14 protein-coding genes, 1 tRNA gene, 3 rRNA genes and 1 riboswitch are annotated in these 23,074 nt (G+C 50.3%); of the genes, 13 read left to right on the top strand and 5 right to left on the bottom strand.

Annotated elements, in window-relative coordinates; translation table 11 throughout:
- From C9I99_RS17330 to metA, 5 genes are all read left to right on the top strand, one after another.
- Positions 1–97, top strand: a 23S ribosomal RNA gene (locus C9I99_RS17330); the annotation flags it as partial.
- Positions 98–338: 241 nt separating this feature from the next.
- Positions 339–454 (top strand): 5S ribosomal RNA (gene rrf / locus C9I99_RS17325).
- 47 nt (positions 455–501) lie between these two features.
- Positions 502–577 (top strand) — tRNA-Thr (locus C9I99_RS17320).
- A gap of 8 nt (positions 578–585) precedes the next feature.
- A 5S ribosomal RNA gene (gene rrf / locus C9I99_RS17315) occupies positions 586–701 on the top strand.
- A gap of 241 nt (positions 702–942) precedes the next feature.
- Positions 943–1,884 carry a homoserine O-acetyltransferase MetA gene (gene metA / locus C9I99_RS17310; RefSeq protein ID WP_107350104.1) on the top strand — a complete coding sequence of 314 codons (942 nt, stop codon included), beginning with the start codon at positions 943–945 and terminating at the stop codon, positions 1,882–1,884.
- A gap of 73 nt (positions 1,885–1,957) precedes the next feature.
- On the opposite strand, the gene C9I99_RS17305 is transcribed toward metA, so the two are convergent.
- Positions 1,958–3,241 (bottom strand): cation:proton antiporter, encoded by a 1,284-nt coding sequence (locus C9I99_RS17305; protein WP_107350103.1) that lies wholly within the window; start codon positions 3,239–3,241, stop codon positions 1,958–1,960.
- 203 nt (positions 3,242–3,444) lie between these two features.
- Here C9I99_RS17305 and metH point away from each other — a divergent pair, with 203 nt between their 5' ends.
- A complete protein-coding gene (metH, locus tag C9I99_RS17300) occupies positions 3,445–7,116 on the top strand; it encodes a methionine synthase (RefSeq protein WP_107350118.1) in 3,672 nt (1,223 codons plus the stop codon).
- 109 nt (positions 7,117–7,225) lie between these two features.
- Here metH and lysC read toward each other — a convergent pair whose 3' ends face one another.
- On the bottom strand, positions 7,226–8,608 hold the full coding sequence (gene lysC / locus C9I99_RS17295) for a lysine-sensitive aspartokinase 3 (RefSeq protein ID WP_107350102.1): 1,383 nt from the start codon (positions 8,606–8,608) through the stop codon (positions 7,226–7,228).
- Positions 8,609–8,716: 108 nt separating this feature from the next.
- A riboswitch (Lysine riboswitch) is annotated at positions 8,717–8,903 on the bottom strand.
- A gap of 256 nt (positions 8,904–9,159) precedes the next feature.
- On the opposite strand from lysC, the gene C9I99_RS17290 reads away from it, so the two are divergent.
- A complete protein-coding gene (locus C9I99_RS17290) occupies positions 9,160–10,278 on the top strand; it encodes a pyridoxal-phosphate-dependent aminotransferase family protein (RefSeq protein WP_107350101.1) in 1,119 nt (372 codons plus the stop codon).
- Positions 10,279–10,355: 77 nt separating this feature from the next.
- Here C9I99_RS17290 and C9I99_RS17285 read toward each other — a convergent pair whose 3' ends face one another.
- Together C9I99_RS17285 and uvrA are read right to left on the bottom strand one after the other, a co-directional pair.
- Positions 10,356–12,101, bottom strand: coding sequence for a PglL family O-oligosaccharyltransferase (locus C9I99_RS17285; RefSeq protein WP_107350100.1), 1,746 nt, complete (start codon positions 12,099–12,101; stop codon positions 10,356–10,358).
- Positions 12,102–12,204: 103 nt separating this feature from the next.
- Complete coding sequence (gene uvrA / locus C9I99_RS17280) at positions 12,205–15,033, bottom strand: excinuclease ABC subunit UvrA (RefSeq protein WP_107350099.1); 2,829 nt, start codon at positions 15,031–15,033, stop codon at positions 12,205–12,207.
- A 267-nt stretch (positions 15,034–15,300) separates the two neighbouring features.
- Here uvrA and C9I99_RS17275 point away from each other — a divergent pair, with 267 nt between their 5' ends.
- The 6 genes from C9I99_RS17275 to C9I99_RS17250 all read left to right on the top strand — a co-directional run bounded on the left by C9I99_RS17275 (position 15,301) and on the right by C9I99_RS17250 (position 22,286).
- Complete coding sequence (locus tag C9I99_RS17275; RefSeq protein ID WP_107350098.1) at positions 15,301–15,858, top strand: single-stranded DNA-binding protein; 558 nt, start codon at positions 15,301–15,303, stop codon at positions 15,856–15,858.
- 225 nt (positions 15,859–16,083) lie between these two features.
- Positions 16,084–16,941, top strand: a complete 858-nt coding sequence (locus C9I99_RS17270) for a ThiF family adenylyltransferase (protein ID WP_107350097.1) — start codon at positions 16,084–16,086, stop codon at positions 16,939–16,941.
- The gene (locus C9I99_RS17265; RefSeq protein ID WP_107350096.1) at positions 16,942–17,664 is read left to right on the top strand and encodes a hypothetical protein; all 723 of its coding nucleotides are present in this window, start codon (positions 16,942–16,944) and stop codon (positions 17,662–17,664) included.
- Positions 17,665–17,690: 26 nt separating this feature from the next.
- Positions 17,691–20,243: an efflux RND transporter permease subunit gene (locus C9I99_RS17260; RefSeq protein ID WP_107350095.1), complete on the top strand. Its 2,553-nt coding sequence runs from the start codon at positions 17,691–17,693 to the stop codon at positions 20,241–20,243.
- 13 nt (positions 20,244–20,256) lie between these two features.
- Positions 20,257–21,036, top strand: coding sequence for an outer membrane lipoprotein-sorting protein (locus C9I99_RS17255; protein WP_107350094.1), 780 nt, complete (start codon positions 20,257–20,259; stop codon positions 21,034–21,036).
- A complete protein-coding gene (locus C9I99_RS17250; RefSeq protein WP_107350093.1) occupies positions 21,033–22,286 on the top strand; it encodes a DUF1302 domain-containing protein in 1,254 nt (417 codons plus the stop codon). Before C9I99_RS17255 ends, C9I99_RS17250 begins: the two co-directional genes overlap by 4 nt.
- A gap of 54 nt (positions 22,287–22,340) precedes the next feature.
- Here the strand turns inward: C9I99_RS17250 and C9I99_RS17245 are convergent, their stop codons facing one another.
- The gene (locus C9I99_RS17245) at positions 22,341–23,051 is read right to left on the bottom strand and encodes a response regulator transcription factor (protein ID WP_166645474.1); all 711 of its coding nucleotides are present in this window, start codon (positions 23,049–23,051) and stop codon (positions 22,341–22,343) included.
- Positions 23,052–23,074 lie beyond the last annotated feature (23 nt).

Genomic DNA, 23,074 nt, shown 5'->3' with positions numbered 1-23,074 from the left:
AAAGGGTTGTTGAAGACTACGACGTAGATAGGCAGGGTGTGTAAGCGCTGTGAGGCGTTGAGCTAACCTGTACTAATTGCCCGTGAGGCTTAACCATACAACACCCAAGGGGTTTTTACGGACTCCACGAGCACTTGAATGATGTGCTGAGAACTAGTCAGATTTTCCCAGATTATGAAGATATTCCGCCTACCTGAGGTAGCGCCGGGATAAAGTTCGATAGCAAGACAAGTTGTGAGTCGAGCGAAGGAGTTTAGCCTGCTAAATGACTGAGCGAGAGAGCAACTTAACATAGCTAGCGGGCTTTATAGCCAGCGGAATGTATTCAAAAGAATTTGCTTGGCGACCATAGCATTATGGACCCACCTGATCCCATGCCGAACTCAGTAGTGAAACGTAATAGCGCCGATGGTAGTGTGGGGTCTCCCCATGTGAGAGTAGGACATCGCCAGGCTCCCAATTTTGAAATTCGCAAAAAGCGAGTTTTATACAGCATTGCGTGCTGGTATAGCTCAGTTGGTAGAGCGCACCCTTGGTAAGGGTGAGGTCCCCAGTTCGAATCTGGGTACTAGCACCACGATTTTGTTCAGCGACAATAGCACAGCGGTACCACCTGATCCCATGCCGAACTCAGAAGTGAAACGTTGTAGCGCCGATGGTAGTGTGGGGTCTCCCCATGTGAGAGTAGGTCATTGCTGAACACATCTTCTAAACCCAGCCTAACGGCTGGGTTTTTTCATTTATACAGTTCAGAAACTTTCACCCCTGCCCCATTAGTTCTTTATGAGCTTTCTTCATACACATTGCATTCTCCTTTCATTCTTTTAATCTTCTTTTACTTGCACCCGAGTGTGATCTCTTATAGTTTTATTTAGAAATCTGGACGTCTAAACATCTCTGTAAAGAGAGTACAGACGGGAAAACGTTTAAGGAGAAGCACCGATGCCGATTAAGATCCCTGACAAGTTACCTGCTACCGATATTTTACGAGGCGAGAATATCTTCGTTATGTCGGAGGCTCGTGCATCAAGTCAGGAAATTCGTCCCTTGAAGGTGTTGCTGCTTAACTTGATGCCGAAGAAGATTGAAACGGAAACCCAGTTCCTCCGTCTGCTGTCCAATAGTCCGCTACAGGTAGATGTTGAACTGCTTCGTATTGATAACCGGCCGACCAAGAATACGCCGTCAGAGCATCTCGATACTTTTTATCGCCAGTTTGAGATGGTCAAGGATCGTAACTTTGATGGCCTGATTGTCACCGGCGCACCACTGGGTCTGGTACAGTTTGAGGATGTGTTGTATTGGGAAGAGATCCAGACCATTATGAGCTGGGCCAAGGATCATGTTACCTCAACCTTATTTGTATGCTGGGCCGCTCAGGCGGGATTGAAACTACTTTACGACCTGCCTAAGCGTACACGAAAAGATAAGTTGTCTGGGGTATATTGGCATCGGACCCATGATTGCCATAATCCGATCTTGCGTGGCTTTGATGATTCCTTCTTGGCACCGCACTCTCGTTATGCGGACTTCTCGCCAGAATACCTGGCTGAACATACTGACCTCGATATTCTTGCTACCTCTGAGCAGGCAGGGGTGTACTTGGCGGCAACCAAAGATAAGCGAAATGTCTTTGTAACTGGCCACCCTGAATATGATGTCGATACTTTACACAATGAATATACGCGGGATGTTGGTGAAGGTATGGAGCCACAGGTGCCTGTTAATTATTACCCTGATAACAACCCGGAAAACCCACCAATCGGCAGTTGGCGTAGCCATGGCCATTTGTTGTTTGCTAACTGGCTTAATTACTGTGTTTACCAGCAAACACCTTATGACTTGGATAAATTCTCAGAAGCGAATTTCACCAAGGATGAATAGCCGTTTGATGCGATAAAAAAGACCTGCATCTGCAGGTCTTCTTTATATAGTAACTATCCCAGCCGAGAACACATTAGGTGTTGTTTTCAGCTTCCCAGTGCTTGGCCTTGTGGATCAGGGAGGTGATTGTTGAGCCTTGGATCAGAATCGAGAACACCACCACCGAATAGGTCATGACCAGCATAATTTCCCGGACATCGATATTCTTATCCGGGATCACCATTACCCCGGCGGGGATAGCCATGGCCATAGCAAGGGCCAAGCCGCCTCGTAACCCACCCCAAGTGAGGATTTTAACCGACATCGGGTTGTAGTCGCGGTATCGCTGGAAACCGAGATAAGAGAGCTGGACGCTGAGGAAGCGGCTCAAGAGGACCAATGGAACGGCAATCACCATCAGTACCCAGTCTTCTTGGTGGAAACTGAACTGCAGCATACTCATACCAATCAATAGGAACAGTACCCCATTGAGGAACTCATCGACCAACTCCCAGAAATGGTCGAGGTGATCTTCACTCTCTTTGGAGAAACCGATATAGCGGGTCCAGTTACCAATCATAATTCCTGATACCACCATTGCCAGCGGACCAGACACATGGATGACATCAGCAAACACATAGCCTGCCGTTGGTATGCCAAGGGTCAGCAACAGTTCCATTGAGTGGTCATTGGTCGAACTGATGAGGTAATGGAAGATCAGACCAAGGACAAAGCCGTAGGCGATACCGCCAATGGCTTCCTGTAGGAACAATTGGCCGACGCCAAGTACGGTAGGGGCTTCGTTACCAAAAGCGATGGTAAATAGGGTAACGAAAATGACAAGGCCAAAGCCGTCATTGAATAAAGATTCGCCCTCAATTTGGGTAGAAATGCGTTTTGGTGCATCGAGTTTTTTTACAATAGCGAGTACAGCAATCGGGTCAGTAGGAGAGATCAGAGAGCCGAAGATGAGGCAATAGATAAGATCTAACTGGATGCCGATAGCCTGGCAAATACCCCATAAGGCAAAGCCGATAAAAAAGGTCGAGAACAAGGTCGCGGCCAGTGCCAGTGTGGTGATTTCCCACTTTTGATCTTCAAGGTGAGGCAGTTTGATCCCCAGGCCGCCAGCAAAGAGCAAAAATCCCAAAATCCCTTTGAGTAAGAAATTTTCAAAATTGATCTCGCCAAGTTGGCTCGCCGCAATGTCTTCAAGATGGAACCAGCCATTATGCCCGGCAATAATAATGCCTAACGATAGCATCAATGCCCCGGCGGTAATGGCGATAGTGGTCTGCATTTTTCCTATTTTGCTGTTTATAAAAGCGATAAGCATAGCAGCTGCTGCTAGGAAACAGAGGGTGCTGTAAACTGACATCCCATGACCTCGATGGTGAATTAAAGTAAAGCTAAAAATTGTGTCAAAATATAAATCTATCACTGCTCGATAGCTATCATTAATTTCTTTCAATGAGTTAAAATTTAATCAATGAAAAGCCCTTTAGACGTCTAGATTTCCATTGTTGCTATGGTAGGATGTGAACTAGCTGTAACATTAGATAAGGAAGTAAAGTGGTGTTGATGGGCAAGGATTTATTAAATAAGCGCTTGGCAGAGCAGATCCTGATCATTGATGGTGGCATGGGCACCATGATCCAGGACTATAAGCTGGAAGAGCAAGATTATCGTGGTGAGCGTTTTGCCGATTGGCACATGGATCTCAAGGGTAATAATGACTTACTGGTACTGACTCAGCCGCAATTGATCAAAGATATTCACGCAGCCTATCTTGAGGCCGGTGCTGATATCTTAGAGACCAACACTTTTAACGCAACCACGATCGCGATGGCCGATTATGAGATGGAAGCGTTGAGTGGTGAGATCAACCTTGAGGCTGCCAAACTCGCTCGCCAAGTTGCTGATGAGTGGACGGCAAAAAATCCGGATAAGCCGCGCTTTGTTGCTGGCGTACTTGGCCCGACCAACCGGACTTGCTCTATTTCGCCGGATGTTAATGACCCCGGTTACCGAAATGTTACTTTTGACCAGCTTGTTGAGGCTTACGCCGAGTCAACACGTGCGTTGATCAAAGGCGGAGCCGATATCATCCTTATCGAAACTATTTTCGATACTCTCAATGCCAAAGCCTGTGCATTCGCGGTGGACACTGTTTTTGAAGAAGATGGTTGTTCGCTGCCGGTCATGATTTCTGGCACCATTACAGATGCTTCTGGCCGGACCCTTTCGGGCCAAACAACAGAGGCTTTCTATCACTCTCTACGTCATGTCAAACCAATCTCGTTTGGTTTGAACTGTGCGCTTGGGCCCGATGAGCTGCGCCAGTATGTTGAAGAGCTGTCACGTATCTCCGAATGTGCGGTATCTGCCCACCCGAATGCCGGCCTACCGAACGCTTTTGGCGAATATGATTTGTCACCGGAAGAGATGGCTGAGCATATTAAAGAGTGGGCGCAGAGTGGCTTCCTTAATTTGGTTGGGGGATGTTGTGGTACCACGCCGGAGCATATCCGTCAGATGGCTGAAGTTGTAGCAGAGGTGAGCCCTCGCGCATTACCAGAATTATCGGTTAGTTGCCGACTATCAGGCCTTGAACCTTTGATCATCGAAAAGGATACTTTGTTTGTTAATGTCGGGGAGCGAACTAACGTGACCGGCTCGGCAAGATTTAAGCGGCTGATCAAAGAAGAGTTGTATGACGAGGCGCTGGATGTGGCCCGTCAGCAGGTCGAAAACGGCGCCCAGATCATCGATATCAACATGGATGAGGGGATGTTGGATGCTGAAGCGTGCATGGTTCGATTCCTCAACCTGTGCGCTTCTGAGCCAGAAATATCAAAAGTTCCTATCATGGTCGACTCCTCCAAGTGGGAGGTTATCGAAGCTGGCCTGAAATGCATTCAGGGTAAGGGGATTGTTAACTCCATCTCGCTCAAGGAAGGCAAAGAGAAGTTTGTCGAGCAGGCTAAGCTGATCCGCCGCTATGGTGCTGCTGTGATTGTGATGGCGTTTGATGAAGTCGGGCAGGCTGATACCAGAGAGCGCAAGCTGGAAATTTGTACTAATGCTTACCGGATATTGGTTGATGAGGTAGGCTTCCCGCCGGAAGATATCATCTTTGACCCGAATATCTTTGCCGTTGCGACCGGTATTGATGAGCACAATAACTATGCGGTGGACTTCATTGAAGCCGTCGCCGATATCAAGCGCGATTTGCCCCATGCAATGATCTCTGGTGGTGTGTCTAATGTCTCTTTCTCGTTCCGTGGTAATAACTATGTGCGTGAGGCTATCCATGCTGTTTTCCTTTATCACTGCTTCAAGCATGGTATGGATATGGGGATCGTCAACGCAGGTCAACTTGAAGTCTATGACAACGTGCCAGAAAAACTGCGTGAGGCCGTCGAAGATGTGGTTCTGAACCGGCGTGATGACTCGACGGAACGCTTGTTGGACATTGCTGCAGAATATGCCAATAAAGGCGTCGGCAAAGAAGAAGATGCCTCTGCCTTGGAATGGCGCACCTGGCCGGTAGAAAAGCGGCTTGAGCATGCGTTAGTCAAAGGCATCACCGAATTCATTGTCGAAGACACCGAAGAAGCCCGGGTAAATGCATCCAAGCCGTTGGAGGTCATTGAAGGACCGTTGATGGATGGTATGAACGTGGTTGGCGACTTGTTCGGTGAAGGCAAGATGTTCCTGCCGCAGGTGGTGAAATCTGCCCGTGTCATGAAACAGGCCGTCGGCCACCTCGAGCCATATATCAATGCTGAGAAGCAGGCCGGAAGTACTAACGGCAAGATCCTGCTGGCAACGGTAAAAGGTGATGTTCATGATATCGGTAAAAATATTGTAGGCGTTGTACTTCAGTGTAATAACTACGAGATCATCGATCTGGGTGTGATGGTATCGTGTGAAAAGATCCTCAAGGTCGCCAAGGAAGAAAATGTCGATATCATTGGCCTATCCGGCCTGATCACCCCATCACTTGATGAGATGGTGCATGTCGCCAAGGAAATGGAACGACAAGGCTTTGAGTTACCTTTACTGATTGGCGGGGCGACAACCTCCAAAGCGCATACCGCCGTGAAGATAGAGCAGAATTACAGCCATCCGGTTGTGTATGTGAACAATGCTTCTCGCGCTGTAGGAGTGTGTACGTCGCTACTTTCTGATGAGAGGCGTCCGGCCTTTGTCGAAAAACTCGAAGCCGATTATGTTAGGGTGCGTGATCAGCACAGCCGTAAGCGTCCCAAGACCAAGCCGGTTTCTCTTGAAGTGGCTCGGGCAAATCGAGTGGCCATTGACTGGGAGAGCTATACGCCGCCAGCACCATGCAAATCGGGTGTTCAAGTGTTTGAGGACTTCGATGTTGCTACTCTGCGCCAGTATATCGACTGGACGCCATTCTTCATGACCTGGTCTTTGATGGGTAAATATCCGGCCATCCTTGATCATGAGGAAGTGGGTGAGGAAGCCCGTCGTTTGTTTAAAGATGCCAATGACTTACTCGACCGCGTTGAGCAGGAAGGCTTGCTGGAAGCCCGTGGTATGTGTGCCATGTTCCCGGCCAACAGTGTGGGCGATGATATCGAGGTCTATACTGACGAGTCTCGCACCGAAGTTGCCAAGGTACTGCATAACTTGCGTCAGCAAACGGAGAAGCCGAAAGGCTTCAATTATTGCCTGTCTGATTACATTGCGCCGAAAGAGAGCGGTAAAGCAGATTGGATCGGAGCCTTTGCGGTAACTGGCGGGATTGGTGAGCGTGACTTGGCCGATGCTTACAAGGCGGCAGGTGATGACTACAATGCCATTATGATCCAAGCGATCGCTGATCGCTTGGCTGAAGCGTTTGCCGAGTACCTTCACGAGCAGGTGCGCAAGGAGATTTGGGGGTATTCGCCGGAGGAGGATTTGTCCAATGACGATCTGATCCGCGAAAAATACCAAGGGATCCGCCCTGCACCGGGTTATCCAGCCTGTCCGGAGCATACGGAAAAGGGCAGCTTGTGGGAGTTGTTGCAGGTCGAAGAGACGATCGATATGTCACTGACAACCAGCTATGCGATGTGGCCGGGTGCCTCGGTATCGGGTTGGTACTTCTCCCACCCGGACTCTCGCTACTTTGCGATCGCCCAGATCCAGAATGATCAGCGAGACAGCTATGCCGATCGCAAAGGCTGGGATCTTGTTGAGGCTGAAAAGTGGCTGGGTCCGAACCTGAATAACTAGTTGTCGTTGAGGGGGCCGTCTAGTTCGGAGCGAGTCACCAACGATAAAAAAGGCGCTCATTGAGCGCCTTTTCTTATTGATTACCTACGGGCTGTCATTCAGCTTGATATTACTCGAACAGACCGTGGTGCAGTACCTTGACCACTTCACGTGATTCTTCGGTTTTGACCAAGAAGCATAGATTGTGGGTGCTGGCACCAAAGCAGATCATCCGTGGGCTGTATTGCTCTAGGCGGCTGAATACTTGGGTTGCGGCACCCGGTGCATCACCGAGCTCGTTCCCGATCAGGGCGACCAGGCAAAGGTCTTGTTCCACATCCACTCGGCATAGCTGGCTGAGCTGCTCCATTGCTGCGGCTGGTAGGCTCGGTGCTCCCCCTCCGGTATCGGTTTGATCTAGAGTGAGGGACACACTGACTTCTGATGTGGTGATCAAATCGACCGAGATTTTGTGTTCAGCCAAAATACGGAAGACCTCTGAAAGGAATCCGTAGGCTTGGAACATATTCAGACTGGTCAGCGTTACCATGGTCTGATTGCAGCGCAGTGCCAGGGCTCTGAATTTCGGAGGCTCGCTGACTTGCTGACGGATCCAGGTACCACCTTGCTCCGGTGCTTTGGAAGAACCGATGAAGACCGGGATCTGCTGACGAACTGCTGGCAACAGGGTCGAGGGATGGAGAATTTTCGCCCCGAAATTGGCCATTTCAGATGCTTCGCTAAAGCTTATCTCGCTGATTGGCTTGGCATTGGCCGTGATACGCGGATCGGTGGAATACATACCCGGTACATCGGTCCATATTTCCAGAGTGCTCGCGCTGATAGCCTCGGCGATTAGCGCAGCGCTGTAATCACTGCCGCCGCGGCCCAAGGTTGTCGTTTGCCCATCACTGTCAGAACCAATGAAGCCTTGGGATACGATAATCGTATCGCTAGCTAGCAGTGGCTGAAGCTGTATATCCGCAAGTTCGCGGATAGTATCGATGTGCGGAATAGCTTTGCCGTGTTGGCTGTCGGTACGCATGACAGAGCGAATATCGAAACGTTGGGCGGCTGCCCCCATTTCGCTGAGAATTTGGGTAAATAAGTGCGTCGACAACAACTCACCATGGGCAACTAACTGATCGGTCAGTTTGGTCGATGGTGATTCGGCAGCCTGTTCGGCAAGGCTTGCCACGTTAAGGATAAGCTGCTCTATATCGTCAGCGACAGTCTCTGGCTGGGCCAGTTTGTCGATAATATTCTGGTGGATAGAGGTCAGTTTTTGTAGCCGTTGGGAGCGCTGCTCGTTATCGGCAATTCCATTTGCAAGTTCAACTAACAGGTTTGTAACGCCGGAACAGGCACTGATCAATACTACTTTTGCAGCAGGATTATCCTTGATGATCGTGGCACTTCGGCTCATGGCGGCATGATCGGCTACGCTAGTACCGCCAAATTTCGCTACGGTTATCGGTGGAGGAACAGTAAAGTTATTTTCAACAAAGCTCACAACGAGTCTCCCAGAATTAAAGAGTATAAACGTAATTAACAGGGGGCTCGGGATGGTAGTCCCGACAATAAGTCAGGAGAGCAAAAAGGTAAGATGTAAACCGGTACAACAACCAGAAGCTCCCCATCTATTCATTACCACGATGAATAGATGACAGCCAGAAGGATTCAACCTTCGTAGCCGATACACCATGCCCCCTGTCATGTTGTATCTCGGCGTTACTCCCCCTCTCAAGATTGCTTTGGGGTGGGGCCCCGCAATCTAGATACCTGGGTAACGCTCCTCTTCTGTCTTCACCTGAAAAAAGCCTTTCTTCAGGATGAACAAAAAACGATCTATATTGAACCGGATTTCCTGGTCGCTTGTCAATTGCACATAAATAAAATATGCATAAAATTTGCAAAAAATTGTCACAAAGCTAGCAGGTCCCTCTGTGCGGCAAGGGCATTACGATTTGATATAAGCATAATTAGCCTAATACTGATATAGTCATTCAGTACCTTACAATAACGAGGCAAATGCCACTCTTACCGCCAGGGAGGAAAATAAGAATGACGATTGGTAGTTTCTACCCACCACAGCGTACCCTCATGGGACCCGGTCCATCGGATATTTACCCGCAGGTGCTGCAAGCCCTGAGCCGCCCGACCATTGGCCACCTAGATCCCCTATTCATCGGCATGATGGATGAACTCAAACAATTGCTGCAATACGCTTTTCAGACTCAAAATACCTTCACGATTGCGGTTTCTGCGCCGGGGAGTGCCGGTATGGAAGCCTGCTTTGTCAATTTGGTTGAGCCGGGTGATAAAGTGATTGTCTGCCGCAATGGCGTGTTTGGTGATCGGATGCGTGAGAATGTCGAGCGCTGCGGTGGCGTGGCGGTGATGGTCGACAACAACTGGGGCGAACCGGTAGACCCGACCTTGGTTGCCCAGACGTTGGAGAGTCACCCTGATGCCAAAATTGTGGCCTTTGTTCATGCCGAGACTTCAACCGGTGCGCTGAGCGATGCACAAGCGATTGCCAAGTTGGCCCGTGAGCATGACTGCCTGACGATTGTTGATGCCGTGACATCGCTGGGGGGCGTACCCTTGCTGGTGGATGAATGGCAACTCGATGCGGTGTATTCCGGTAGCCAGAAGTGCCTGTCTTGTGTCCCGGGCTTGTCACCACTGACTTTCTCTGAGAAAGCCGTCGCCAAGATCCAACGTCGTCAGGTACCGGTCCAGAGCTGGTTTTTGGACCAGAGCTTGGTGCTGGGTTACTGGAGTGGTGAGGGCAAGCGAAGCTATCACCATACCGCGCCGGTGAACAGCCTTTATGCACTGCATGAAGCCTTGGTACTGCTACAAAATGAAGGCCTGGAAAATGCCTGGAAACGTCATAAAGATGCCCATCTGGAGCTGCGTGAAGGTCTGGAGCAATTAGGGATTGAATTTGTGGTTGATGAGGCCCACCGTTTGCCACAGCTCAATGCGGTATATATTCCCGATGGTATTGATGATGCCGAGGTGAGGAAGACCTTACTAGAGCGCTATAACTTGGAAATCGGGGCTGGTCTCGGCGCGTTGGCGGGTAAAGCCTGGCGTATTGGCTTGATGGGTTATGCGGCTCGCAGCGAAAACGTGGCATTGTGCTTACGGGCGTTGGAAACCACGCTTAAGTAAATCCAAGCGGTTACGGTTTATGAGCAAAAAGGGCTACCTGTGGTAGCCCTTTTTATTTTCGTACGCCAGTAGAGAAATTATGGCGTCTCGGTTTCGCTTGCTGGAGGTGGCTGGCCAGTCTCAATGAAAAACGTATGGCCCGGATACAGGTATTGGGCTTCATCCAGAATTTGGGCCGCCAGCTCTTGCTGACCAAGCTGCTTGTAGGCGGCAATCAGGTTCTGGTAAAGCGCGATGCGCGGCCATTGCTTGGCCTTGTGCTGAGCCCAGTCAATAAACGCCTGGATCAGGGCGGGGTTATCGCTGGTTATACCCAACTGAAGTTGGGTGACATGCAGATCCCATTCAAACCGGTTTTGCCACGCCCAAGGGTTATTGACCCGCAGCAGGTAGTCCGCATTGGCCGGGTGGCTGGTTTCATACTTAGTGAGTTGGGCGCCAGAATACAGGGTTGTCGCCATGAAACCTGTGGTGAGCAGGGGGACTGTCAGTACCATCGCCCGGATCGACAGGATATAGTGCATTTTTTTCCGGTAGTACTTGGCTGTCAGATTATCGACCCAGTAAATCAACAAGATGAAAATCACCCAGTGGATCAACGAGTGATAGAAAGGATATTCCAGCTGGGAGTGCAGAACGATCGGGAAAAATAGGCCGACCAAGGCCAGTTGGGTACCTTCCCGGGCTTTCTTTATTTTGAGCAGCACCACCCCGGCTGCTGCCAATAATGCCAGCAGCGGAATAATACCGCCCTCGGCTGCCCAGAATACCAGCTCGTTGTGCGGATGATCGAGGCCAGCCATTCCGGCAGGGCTATCTGGGTTATCGTGGTGCCACCTTGCGGTTTGGGTAATATAACTGACCTCAAAGCTGCCGTAGCCATAACCCGTCAAAGGTTGGTTGAGGAACATATTGGCGGCTTGGGGAATATGCATTGCGCGGGCACTGACCAAGCTCAGGCGGTTTTCCTGCGGTGACCAACCCGATGTACTGTTGATGTGCCATGACAGGCTTAGCCCCAGTGCAATCATTAGTAGCCACATCCGCCATTGGGCCTTGGCGGCAAAGCGGCGCAGGTAAGGAATGAGCAAAAGGGTACTCACGACCGCGCCAAGCCAGCCGGTGCGGGAGCTCAGTACAACAAGCAGGGGCAGGGTAATGACCGGGGTCAGTAACAAAAAGCATTGTTGCCAGCTCCATTTCCCTCGGTACATGGGAATACGGGCCAGCAGGTAACCAGACAGAACCAGTCCGGTGGCCAAGAAACTGGCCATGACATTGGGCTGCTGGAAGATGCCGTAAGGGCGGTTGGCGACGGCGTCATAGCCAATGGGGTTACCTGGCTCAAGCACCATAAATTGCACCCAGCCGAAGACGGCCTGGATCCAGACTGCGCCCAGCACAAACCACAGCATGTGCTGGCGCTGCTTGTGGTTGAAGGAGAATTGCTGCAAACCGACAAAAAAGAGCAAACCAGCCCATAAACCCAGCAGTCTCGGCAGGCTCTGGCCGACGTCGGCATTGGGGTAGAACGCCGGCAGGGTGAGCAAGACACAGCAAAGAGTGAGGGCGAGGGTCAGCCGTGAATAGCGCCACACCCGCTGGCGGCAAATCTCCAATAAGCCAAAAGCAATGGCAAAGCTGAATGGGATCCAGCTCATCGCATTGTATGAAAGCTCGAGTCCGGCACCGCCGGGATTGTGCTGGAAGTAATGCGTTGCCAGCAGGAATAGGATCCCTAGAGACACCAGGAAGGGCTTTATCATCGGCTTGCTGATCCCTTTCTCGGCAAGATTGGTGCCTTTTACATATAACACTGTCATGGTGATTCGCTGGGTCTCACTGGTTTAATCAAACAAAACCGGGCTTGATTGCAAGCCCGGTTCATCGTCGTCGGTTAGGTTGCCAGAGCTATTGTACTGGCGTTCACTCCGGCAGCAAAGGCTTGAGGAAGCGTGCAGTGTGCGAACCTGCGATCTGCGCCACTTGTTCTGGCGTACCGGTTGCAACGATTTCACCGCCACCACTACCGCCCTCCGGTCCGAGGTCGATGATCCAATCCGCGGTTTTGATCACATCGAGGTTGTGCTCGATCACCACAATGGTATTACCGTGATCACGCAGGCGGTGCAGGACCGTGAGTAGCTGCTGAATATCGTGGAAGTGCAGGCCGGTTGTTGGCTCGTCCAGAATATACAAGGTCTTGCCGGTATCACGCTTGGACAGTTCGCGGGCCAGTTTGACTCGCTGGGCTTCACCGCCCGACAGTGTGGTCGCTGCCTGACCCAGACGAATATACGACAGGCCGACATCAATCAGGGTTTGCAGTTTTCTGGCGATAGCCGGTACCGCATCGAAAAACTCACGCGCGTCTTCTACCGTGAGCTCGAGTACCTCGTCAATGGTTTTGCCCTTGTAGCGTACTTCCAGCGTTTCGCGGTTGTAGCGCTTGCCCTTACAGGCATCACACGACACGTAGACATCCGGCAGGAAGTGCATTTCTACCTTGATCATGCCGTCGCCCTGACACGCTTCGCAGCGGCCACCCTTGACGTTGAAGCTGAAGCGGCCCGGTTTGTAACCGCGTGAGCGAGATTCCTGCGTGCCCGAAAATAGTTCGCGGATCGGGGTAAAGATCCCGGTATAGGTTGCTGGGTTTGATCGCGGGGTACGGCCAATCGGACTCTGGTCGATATCGATCACCTTGTCGAAGTGTTCGAGATCTTGGATTTCCTTGTATGGCGCAGCCCGGCCCGAAGTGGCACCGTTAAGCTGGTGGTGGGCGATCTGGAAGAAGGTATCATTGATCAGGGTTGACTTGCCTGAGCCTGACACCCCGGTAATGCAGGTCAGCAGGCCGACAGGGATCTCGACATCGACATTCTTCAGGTTGTTGCCCGTCGCGCCGAGCAGCTTGACGGTCCGCTCCGGATCCATCATCACACGCTGCTCCGGTACCGCAATGCATTTTTTGCCGCTGAGGTATTGGCCAGTCAGTGAGTTGTCGTTGGCGACGATATCGGCCAGCTTGCCTTCGGCAATAATATTACCGCCGTGGACACCGGCACCCGGGCCGATATCGATCACATGGTCGGCGGTACGGATGGCATCTTCATCGTGCTCGACCACAATCACGGTATTGCCGAGATCGCGTAGGTGGGTCAGGGTTTTGAGCAGGCGCTCGTTATCCCGCTGGTGGAGGCCGATAGACGGCTCGTCCAACACGTACATCACGCCGACCAAGCCGGCACCGATTTGGCTGGCCAAGCGGATACGCTGGGCTTCACCGCCTGATAGGGTCTCGGCACTGCGCGACAGGTTAAGGTAGTTGAGGCCGACATTGACCAGGAAACTCAGCCTGTCATTGATCTCCTTGAGTACCTTCTCGGCAATTTTGGCCTTTTGCCCTGTCAGCGCCAGCTGGTCGAAAAAGTGCATCGCCTCGCTGATACTCATTTCGCTGATGGTTGGCAGTGTGGTATCGGCAATAAAGACATTGCGGGCTTCCAGGCGCAGGCGTGAGCCGTCACAGCTGCTACACGGCTTGGTCGCAACGAATTTTATCAGTTCTTCTCGAACCGAGTTCGATTCGGTTTCGCGGTAGCGCCGCTCCATATTGTTGAGGATCCCCTCGAACGGGTGGCGTCGTACCGTGATATCACCACGGTCATTGATGTATTTGAACTCGATTTCGGTTTTGCCCGAGCCATTGAGAATGACGTTTTGCACTTTCTTCGGCAGGCTGTCGTACGGTGCTTCGACATCAAAACGGTAATGCTCGGCCAGTGACTTGAGCATCTGGAAGTAATAGAAGTTACGTTTGTCCCAGCCGCGAATCGCACCACCGGCAAGACTTAACTCACCATTTTGTACCACCCGCTCTGGATCAAAGTATTGCTGAACACCCAAGCCATCACAGGTGCCACAGGCTCCCGCCGGATTATTGAATGAGAACAGGCGAGGCTCAAGCTCCTGCATGCTATAGCCACAATGCGGGCAGGCAAAGTTAGCCGAGAAAACGATCTCCTCATGCTCACCGTCGCTCATAGGGCTTACAACGACCGTGCCGCCAGAGAGTTCCAGCGCGGTCTCAAAGGATTCTGCCAGACGCTGCTGCAGATCATCTCTCACCTTGAAGCGATCGACGACCACTTCGATGGTGTGCTTTTTGTGAAGCTCCAGTGTCGGTGGATCAGAGAGATCACATACCTCGCCATCGATACGGGCCCGGATGTAACCCTGGGCTGCCAAGTTGGCTAGCGTTTTGACATGCTCACCCTTACGCTCTTTGACGATAGGGGCCAGCAGCATCATCTTGCTGCCTTCAGGAAGCTCGAGCACCTTGTCGACCATCTGGCTGACCGTTTGGGCTGCCAGTTCAACGTGGTGGGTCGGACAGCGTGGTTCACCGACTCGGGCGTAGAGCAAGCGAAGGTAGTCGTAGACCTCAGTAATGGTACCCACGGTCGAGCGAGGGTTGTGCGAGGTGGACTTTTGCTCGATGGAAATGGCCGGTGACAGCCCTTCGATATGGTCGACATCCGGTTTTTCCATCAATGACAGAAACTGGCGGGCATAGGCCGACAGGGACTCGACATAACGGCGTTGTCCTTCGGCGTACAGGGTGTCGAAAGCCAGCGATGACTTTCCTGAACCCGACAGGCCGGTGATAACAATCAGCTGATCCCGAGGCAGCGTGAGGGAAATGTTCTTGAGGTTATGGGTACGGGCACCCCTGACTTCAATGTTATCCATATCGATGAGCTTTATTGACTAATTTATGACTGCGGCATTATTGCACAGGGCTCAGGGCCTTGAAAGAAAAAGCTGTATAAAAACACAGTGAGGTGGTTATAATAGCACCATTCTGTGTCGTTTATTCATGCTGGCGTTTGCTACATTTTACTCTGATTCAGCCCTATTCGATCAGGGGCGAAGCATGATAGACTGCGCGATTAAGTATAAACTTTCAATAACGGTCGCTGGTTTTCCCCAGCACCGATAATGAGATCGGAGTGAACTATGGCCAGTCGTGGCGTAAACAAGGTTATCCTCGTCGGTAACTTGGGTAATGATCCGGAAATCCGTTACATGCCTAGTGGTGGTGCAGTAGCAAATATTACCATTGCCACTTCTGAAAGCTGGCGTGACAAGAACACTGGCGAGCAGCGTGAGAAAACTGAATGGCACCGTGTGGCGCTATTCGGCAAGCTTGCTGAAGTTGCTGGTGAGTACCTACGTAAAGGTTCTCAGGTATACATCGAAGGCCAATTGCAAACGCGTAAGTGGCAAGATCAAAGTGGCCAGGACCGCTACACAACAGAAGTTGTGGTTCAGGGCTTCAACGGTGTAATGCAGATGCTTGGCGGCCGTCAGGGCGGTGGTCAGGGTATGGGCGCTCCAATGGGTGGCCAACAGCAGCAACAAGGTGGTTGGGGTCAGCCTCAACAGCCAGCAGCTGCCCCTCAGCAGAACTTTGCTCCTCAGCAGCAACAGCAACAGGCTCCTCAGCAGCAGGCTGCACCACAGCCTCAGTACAATGAGCCACCAATGGATTTCGACGACGATATTCCGTTCTAAGCGAGCTGTCGCTAAAGCGTCAGAATTGACTCGTTATTGAAAAAAACCCAGCATGAAGGCTGGGTTTTTTTATGTCTGAAATATACCGCCTGTTAGTTTAAGTCTTATCTTTCAATATCTTACCTGTTATCTGGGGTTGACACCTGTCCTTTTGGGCAGTTGAGGTGAAACCATATTTCGCTACTATTTTGATAGAAATAACAACACGTCAGGTTAGGCTATAGTATGAAATTTAAAGAGTTTTACGCGGAGTTTACGCTTCGTAACCACGGCTTTATTTCGGAGAAATTACAAGAAAAAATACAGCAGGCCAATGTACTGGTTGCAGGATGTGGTTCTACCGGAGGGGCGGCGGTTGAGCTTCTGGCCAGAACCGGTTTTATGACCCTATATCTCACTGATAATGGCGAGTATGAGCTCAATAATATCAACCGCCAACGGATGGATATCGAAGATATCGACAAGAATAAAGCGGCGGTGCATGCAGAGAAAGTGGCGAAGATAAACCCGCACCTCAATATTGAAGTTGATACCCAAGGGATCACGGCCGATAACGTCGAGTCTTTTGTCTCTCGCTCGGAGATCATTGTTGATGGGGTTGATGTCACCACGACCAAGGGGCTTGAAGCAAAATACCTATTGCACCAAACGGCCAAAAAATATCGTAAACCTGTTATCTCAGGCTACGATATGGATGCAACGCAGTATGTCGCCATTCATGATTACCGAAATGTGGATGAGCCGATCTTGCGTGGGCGGGTTAGCAAGGCCGATATTGGGCAGTTCGATCCGTTGACTATTTGCGTCATGCTTATTACACCGGACTATTTGCCATTGGGAATTTTGGAAGAACTGCAGCGCCATGAGAAAAAGCAGAAAGATTTTATTTCCCAGCTTGGTATTGCCGCTAATTTATTTGGTGTAATTGCCGTGTCTTCTGCCGTGAAAATACTGGATGATAAACAGATTACCAGCGATATTTATATTGATATGTGGGAACAATTAGGAGTATATGAACCGCAAGATATAGTAAGACGTGATCAATTCAGGGATGTTTGGAAAAGTAAATTAGGAATGAAATAAATGGATAATTACCAACTGTTTGTTCTTAATTGTGTCAGTTACTCTGATCTCAACACCTCTGAAGAAAATATTTTTGGATCACTGTTAACATTAAGAATAAAGGGATACTTTGATTTTCATGGTCATAATGTCATGCCAGTTGATCAACATGATCATTATTGTACCAATTTGTTGCTGTGTGAAAAATCTGGTGATGAATACTATCCATTGGCCTGCGCTAAAGTCATTAATTACAGTGACTGCCAAGAGCGAGGGATGAAATTCCCACCAGTTGATATTTTGGAAAATAGCCAAAACAAAGAAGCCTTAGACAGTGTAAATAGACTCATAGAGCAAGCTAAAGTGGCTGGTGAAGATATTACCTATGATTGCTCATTTACTATTTGTCCGGATAAAAGAGGTAACCATAACTCTGCACATGTTGCAAAATATCTACTTGCATCTTGGCTGAGTTATCACCATCACAATAATATTAATCAATTTATCCTGTCAGCAACGATTAAAACAAAAACAGACCGAACATTTTCCCGGTTAGGCTGTAAACCTGTTTGTAGTGATACTTTTTATAAACTTTATAGCATTAATTACGAGCAGGCTTTGATGATGAATTTTGATGATTATTCACATCAAGCTTTGAGGTGGATAAAGGATGCTCGTGGTCTGTGGGAAAACAGAATTGAAATTGGGAAAAAAGAAAAAGAGCCTGCCTTAAACGTTGCCTGAATAATATAAAAGGAAGAGATAAGTAAATGGATATTTTGACCCGTTACTGCCAGTTGGTAGCCGCGCGCTATCGGCTGTTTGTTGCCGGAGTTGTCATCATTACCTTGACCATGGTTTATATGACGACACACCTAGGAATCAATGCAACCCCCTATTTTCTAGATCCGTCCCATCCAAGCCGGTTAGCGGACAAACATCTTAAAGAAACCTTCACTGGGAGTGGTGAAAACTTGATGGTAGCGACGGTGACCGAGCAACCTTCGATTTTCAATTCGTTGTCACTGGCAGAGCTGCACCGGTTTACTCTGGCATTGGAGCAGCTGTCGCTGACCGTAGCGGCAGATGCGGAGAGAGTACACAGTTACTTGCTGCAGTTGGAAAAGCAGGGAACCTTGAACAATCAAGCACAGGAACTGAAAGCAAGGCTAACCCGTTATCTTGGCGGTGAGCAGCATTTTGCGCCTTTCAGTGCTGTTGACTACAGTCAGCTCAAGCGATTGGGCAGACAGTTTGAGCTGGGTGGCCTGATGACGGCAGAAGAGCTGGCCGGGTATACCGATTTTCTGACTCGGGTCGCGCCGATCCACAAGGTCCGCAGTATCGTGCGTATTGAAAGCGTGACTGCCAGTGGGGATGAACTGGATATTCACCCTATGATGTTCCAGATCCCGGACACCGAGGCTGGCATTACAGCACTGCAAGAAGAAGCCTATGCGAATCCATTGCTGAGGAACATCCTGTTCTCCGACAATCCGCAGGTTATTAACACCTTGGTTGAGTTGTCGATACTTCAAGATGATGCGCCAAATATGCGCCGGGTTTACAATGCTATTTTGGCCTTAGTCGAGCAAGAGGGGTTCAGTGATAGTTATCATTTGGGCGGGCCTCCGGCTATTTTTGCCCAAACTTCTGCCACGATGGAAAACGACAGCAACACCTTCTTCCCTGTTGTTTTTGCTGTCGTTATGCTGCTGCTCTATGTCTTGTTCCGTAACGTCAGGAACATGCTGTTGCCGGTATTGGTTGCTGTGATCAGTGTGATTTGGACCATGGGGACCATGGCCATTTTTGGTGTGCAGCAAAATATAGTCAGCACTATGCTCCCGGTATTCCTGATCGCCATTGGTGTCGCGGACAGTATTCACTTCTTGTCTGAGTACCGCTCCCGGACTCAAAGGGGAGAGAACCGACCGGTTGCCGCGGTAGTGGGTGTCTTGTTCAGGCCTATGTTGATGACATCCGTCACCACTATGGTCGGCTTTTTGTCTCTGACCTACACCCCGATCCGTTTTATTCAGGAGTTCGGTATTTTTGTTGCCGTTGGGGTTGGTTATGCCTTCGTGATCACCATGGTACTGCTACCGGCATTGCAATATTGGTTAAAACCGGAGAAAGCGGCCAATCTGCAGAAGTCGCCGCTGATGACCAACTGGATCAAAGCCAATGTGGATTTGGTTGTACGCCATCCGCGCCGAATTTGGTTTGGCGCTGCTCTTGTCTTGCTGTTGTCCGCCGCCGGGGTTACCCGGCTCACCATAGATAATGAGATGATTGGCTACTTCTCGTCGAGTACCAAGGTGTACCAGGATAATGAAGTGTTCAAGAACCACCTAGCGGGTGGTGGTGTGATTGAGTTTATCGTATCGGCAGAGCAAGCCGATTATTTCAAACAGGCTGCTGCCGTCGAAGGCTTGGAACAGGCTTCGAATAAGCTGAAAAGCTTGCCATATGTTGGTGATGTTTACGATCTACCTGCTTTTATGAAATTGATGAACAAGGCCCTTCATGGTGATGACCCCGCGGCTTACCACCTGCCACAGGGGGCCGAGGATATCTATGCCCAGTACCTGTTCCTATACGAAAACAGCAACGGTGATGAAATTTTCAATGTAGTCAGCGAAGCTGCCAACGAGGCAAGGATCATTGTTTTTGTTCGCTCTGACAAAACGTCGGTAATGGATAATATTTCAAGTACCATCGTGCCGTATATCGAGCAGCAGTTACCTGATGTGAAAGTGACTCCGGCTGGGTTTGGTGAGGTACTGATTGCGACCCGGGATGAGATCATTTACAGCCAGATCTCCAGCCTGTTGTTGTCATTTGGCTTTGTCTTCCTTGCGCTATTGGGACTGTTCCGTTCGTTGATCTATGCCGTCATTGGCATTGTGCCTCTGTTACTGACGGTTACCATCAATTTTGCCATCATGGGATGGAGCGGGCTGTTCTTGGATGTCGGCACCGCGATCGTTGCGCCGATTGCCATCGGTATCGGGGTGGACTATGCCATTTATTTCATTAACAGCTGCCGCCGACAAGGGACGGTTTCTGCCGAGACCTTGCAGCGTACTCTCAGTCATCTTTACCCTCCGATTGTCTTCAACACCCTAGTACAGGGATGTGGGTTCTTGGTACTGGCCCTATCAAGCCACCAAGCCCTGATTAATCTTGGGATCCTCGTATCACTGACCATGCTGGTGACCGCTGTGGTTACCCTGTTGATGCTGCCATCAATCATGCTGTTGCTGTTTGGTGCCAAGTCATCACCAGTGACACCGGCAGAAGAAGCTCCGGCTTCTTGAGGGGGGAGAAGGTATGAATAAGGCAATAATGGCTGTGATGTTCAGTGTGTTTGCGGCCGCCAGTCAGGCTGCCGATCCCAGCACATTGATGGAGAATGTGAAGTGGCGCGAAGATGGGGTATCGCGGACCGCCTCTGTCACTTTGTTGTTGACTGATGCTCGCGGCAATGAGCGACAGCGTGAAGTGGCATTCATCGAAAGGGATCGCGACAACGTCCGCGAGACACGGCTGCTGATCCAGCAGCCACTCGATGTGAAAGGAACGGCTATTTTGCTCAAGAGTGATGCCGAAAAGGCATCTTCTGAGGATGATATTTGGCTCTACCTTCCCGCGTTGAAGAAAGTTAAGCGGCTGTCAGCAACCAATAAGCGTGGTCGTTTTGTCGGCTCGGAGTTCAGTTATACCGATCTCGAGTGGCTACGGGTCGAGGATTTCAGCTATCAGCTGCTGGGCGCGGAGACCTGGCAGGGTGATACGGTTTATAAGATTGAAGCTTTGCCTGCGTCACAGGAGGTGATCAAGAAGACAGGCTACAGCAAGAAAGTTCTCTGGGTGAATCCGAACTACGACATGGTAGTCAAGGCCGTTTACTTTGACGAGCGTGAGCGTGAGCTCAAGACCATGCAGGTCGACGAGGTCAGTCAGCTACAGGGTTACTGGACGGCGGTGGTACAAACTATCCATAACCTCCAGTCCGGCCGGACAACAAAGATGGTGGTTAATGACATTGAGTATGACACCACAATACCGGCCAAGCATTTCAAGCAGCAAAATCTCAAGCGCGCATTATGAGTATGGAAAGCATGTTGATTTGCCGATATTTGTTGGTTGTTGCGGCTGTGTGGACAGCCGCTGCAGGGGCCAGTGACGCTTGGCTGGAGGGGCAGTTTGATATCCGGTCTGGTTATGGTACCAGCAGCCATGAATGGCAAGAGCAGAAGGCTCAGCTGCAATTAGCGGGTCAGTGGGAAACAGGCAGCACTGGTGGCTTCAGGCTTGCGGGGCTGGGGGTATACGATCACGTATACAGCCGCTCGGAATATGCGGGGACACCGGCAGAAGATCTTCGTAATGAATGGGAACTAAAGGACGCCTATTGGCTCTACGAGGGGCCGACCTATGCCTTGACCATGGGGACCCAGCAAGTAACGTGGGGAGAAGGCGATTACTACCGGGTACTCGATGTTATCCACCCGCTCGATGTTCGGTATTACTTACTCAATTATATTGATGATTTTTCGCTGGCCAAACAGTCGCTGGCCATGGTCAATCTGGAATGGTTCGGTGATGACTGGACCCAGCAGTGGCTATGGATCCCTGAATTCAAGGAGACGCTGTTGCCACCATCGATGAGCCGCTTTGCTTCTCCGAACTTGGAATGGGTATATCAAACATGGCAGGGGCTTCCAGAGGACAAACCGGCGGACTTTTCCCTCGTGGATTCGTCTACCGGAGTCAGGCTGAGCCGTGGCTTCGACTGGGCGGATATGGCGCTGTATGGTTACTATGGCTGGAATGGTGATCCGGTGATCGGCCGTGAAGTCAGTTGGCAGCGAAGGACGGTGCTTGGGATCTCACTGTCACGAGCGGTTGGTGCATGGGTCCTGCGCAATGACAGTGCGGTGTGGTTGGATGACGCAGTAGGCTTTGACGGTAGTGGGTTTGTCGAGCGGCATCGCGGCCATATATTGCTGGGGGCTGATCTGGCGGAGCAATCTTACAGCCTCAGTCTACAAGCCTATCAGACGTGGATTATTGACCCTGGCCCGGAGGCATCGTTGCAGCTTCCAGCCCAAGAGTTGGCGGTGTCGCTCTATGGGGATTATCGGTTGCTTGGTGATGATCTGATGTTAAGTGCTTTGGTATTGCATAACTTTGATACAGAAGTGGGATTGGTCGAACTTAAAACCGAATACCGGTTACAGGACAACATTATGCTTTCCGCACTGCTGGATCTGTTTTGGGGGGATGATGACCATACCTTATTGGGTGGTTATCAAGATCAGAACCAGATCACGGCAAAGATCAGTTACTACTTCTGAGTTCTGGAGTAAGGGGGAGCGGGTTGACCTGGTTAACCCGCTTGGCTGAGGTGCTTAGTAGTCGATCAACCGGAACTGGATAGCCTTTGCCAAGGCGTGGGTTCGGTTGGTTGCGTTGAGTTTGTGGCACAGATTCTTGATATGGAATTTGACGGTTCGCTCGGAAATGGACAGGATTTTGCTAATTTCCCAGGTCGATTTTCCTTCCTTGATCCATTGCAGCACATCGTATTCCCGCGGTGAGATCTGTTCGTCCAGGATATGGGGGCTGCGGCGGATCGCTTCATGGAAACTGGGCAGCAGGTACTTGACGATTTTGGAAAAAACCTCAGAAGCTTCGTTATGGCTGCAGTCGAGGGTCAATACCGTATTGTTGCTGCTGTTTGGCGAGGAAAAAGAGGCAATAAGGTTGTTTTGGCCAAGGATCCCGAAATCACATTCCCCGGAGTGACTCAGCCAAAATGGCTCTTGTTGGTTGATCGCGTAGTAGAGATCCTGGTTGTTGAGCAAGTACTCAGGTGCAGCCAACTCTTTTTGCTTATCACGAGAGATGTTTTTGCTAACGACCTTCAATCCAAATGCCGATAAGGATTGGCTGGACTGCGGTGCTGATGAGACATGAATCAATGTGGCCTTATCAAATGGGATCACCTTGCTCATGGCATCAAAAATCGCATTGAACTCTTCATCTTTGTTGACATGCACAAGATCCATATTCAAATCTAGAATAGCTTGCATGTCTGATTTTCTAATTTGTTGCTGCATGGTCGACATCCTGTCTCTTTAGA

This window comes from Photobacterium lutimaris, assembly GCF_003025555.1.
In the GTDB taxonomy this organism is placed as follows: Bacteria; Pseudomonadota; Gammaproteobacteria; order Enterobacterales; family Vibrionaceae; genus Photobacterium; species Photobacterium lutimaris.
The sequence above is the reverse complement of the archived record's forward strand: the minus strand, read 5'-3'. Positions and strand labels throughout refer to the sequence as shown.

What these genes read in the sequence shown, in the direction of transcription:
- C9I99_RS17290 (WP_107350101.1), top strand. Translation starts at nt 9,160, where the DNA reads ATGACGATTGGTAGTTTCTACCCACCACAGCGTACCCTCATGGGACCC.
- C9I99_RS17275 (WP_107350098.1), top strand. Translation starts at nt 15,301, where the DNA reads ATGGCCAGTCGTGGCGTAAACAAGGTTATCCTCGTCGGTAACTTGGGT.
- C9I99_RS17285 (WP_107350100.1), bottom strand. Translation starts at nt 12,101, where the DNA reads ATGACAGTGTTATATGTAAAAGGCACCAATCTTGCCGAGAAAGGGATC.
- C9I99_RS17265 (WP_107350096.1), top strand. Translation starts at nt 16,942, where the DNA reads ATGGATAATTACCAACTGTTTGTTCTTAATTGTGTCAGTTACTCTGAT.
- C9I99_RS17250 (WP_107350093.1), top strand. Translation starts at nt 21,033, where the DNA reads ATGAGTATGGAAAGCATGTTGATTTGCCGATATTTGTTGGTTGTTGCG.
- uvrA (WP_107350099.1), bottom strand. Translation starts at nt 15,033, where the DNA reads ATGGATAACATTGAAGTCAGGGGTGCCCGTACCCATAACCTCAAGAAC.
- C9I99_RS17245 (WP_166645474.1), bottom strand. Translation starts at nt 23,051, where the DNA reads ATGCAGCAACAAATTAGAAAATCAGACATGCAAGCTATTCTAGATTTG.
- C9I99_RS17305 (WP_107350103.1), bottom strand. Translation starts at nt 3,241, where the DNA reads ATGTCAGTTTACAGCACCCTCTGTTTCCTAGCAGCAGCTGCTATGCTT.
- metA (WP_107350104.1), top strand. Translation starts at nt 943, where the DNA reads ATGCCGATTAAGATCCCTGACAAGTTACCTGCTACCGATATTTTACGA.
- metH (WP_107350118.1), top strand. Translation starts at nt 3,445, where the DNA reads ATGGGCAAGGATTTATTAAATAAGCGCTTGGCAGAGCAGATCCTGATC.
- C9I99_RS17270 (WP_107350097.1), top strand. Translation starts at nt 16,084, where the DNA reads ATGAAATTTAAAGAGTTTTACGCGGAGTTTACGCTTCGTAACCACGGC.
- C9I99_RS17255 (WP_107350094.1), top strand. Translation starts at nt 20,257, where the DNA reads ATGAATAAGGCAATAATGGCTGTGATGTTCAGTGTGTTTGCGGCCGCC.
- C9I99_RS17260 (WP_107350095.1), top strand. Translation starts at nt 17,691, where the DNA reads ATGGATATTTTGACCCGTTACTGCCAGTTGGTAGCCGCGCGCTATCGG.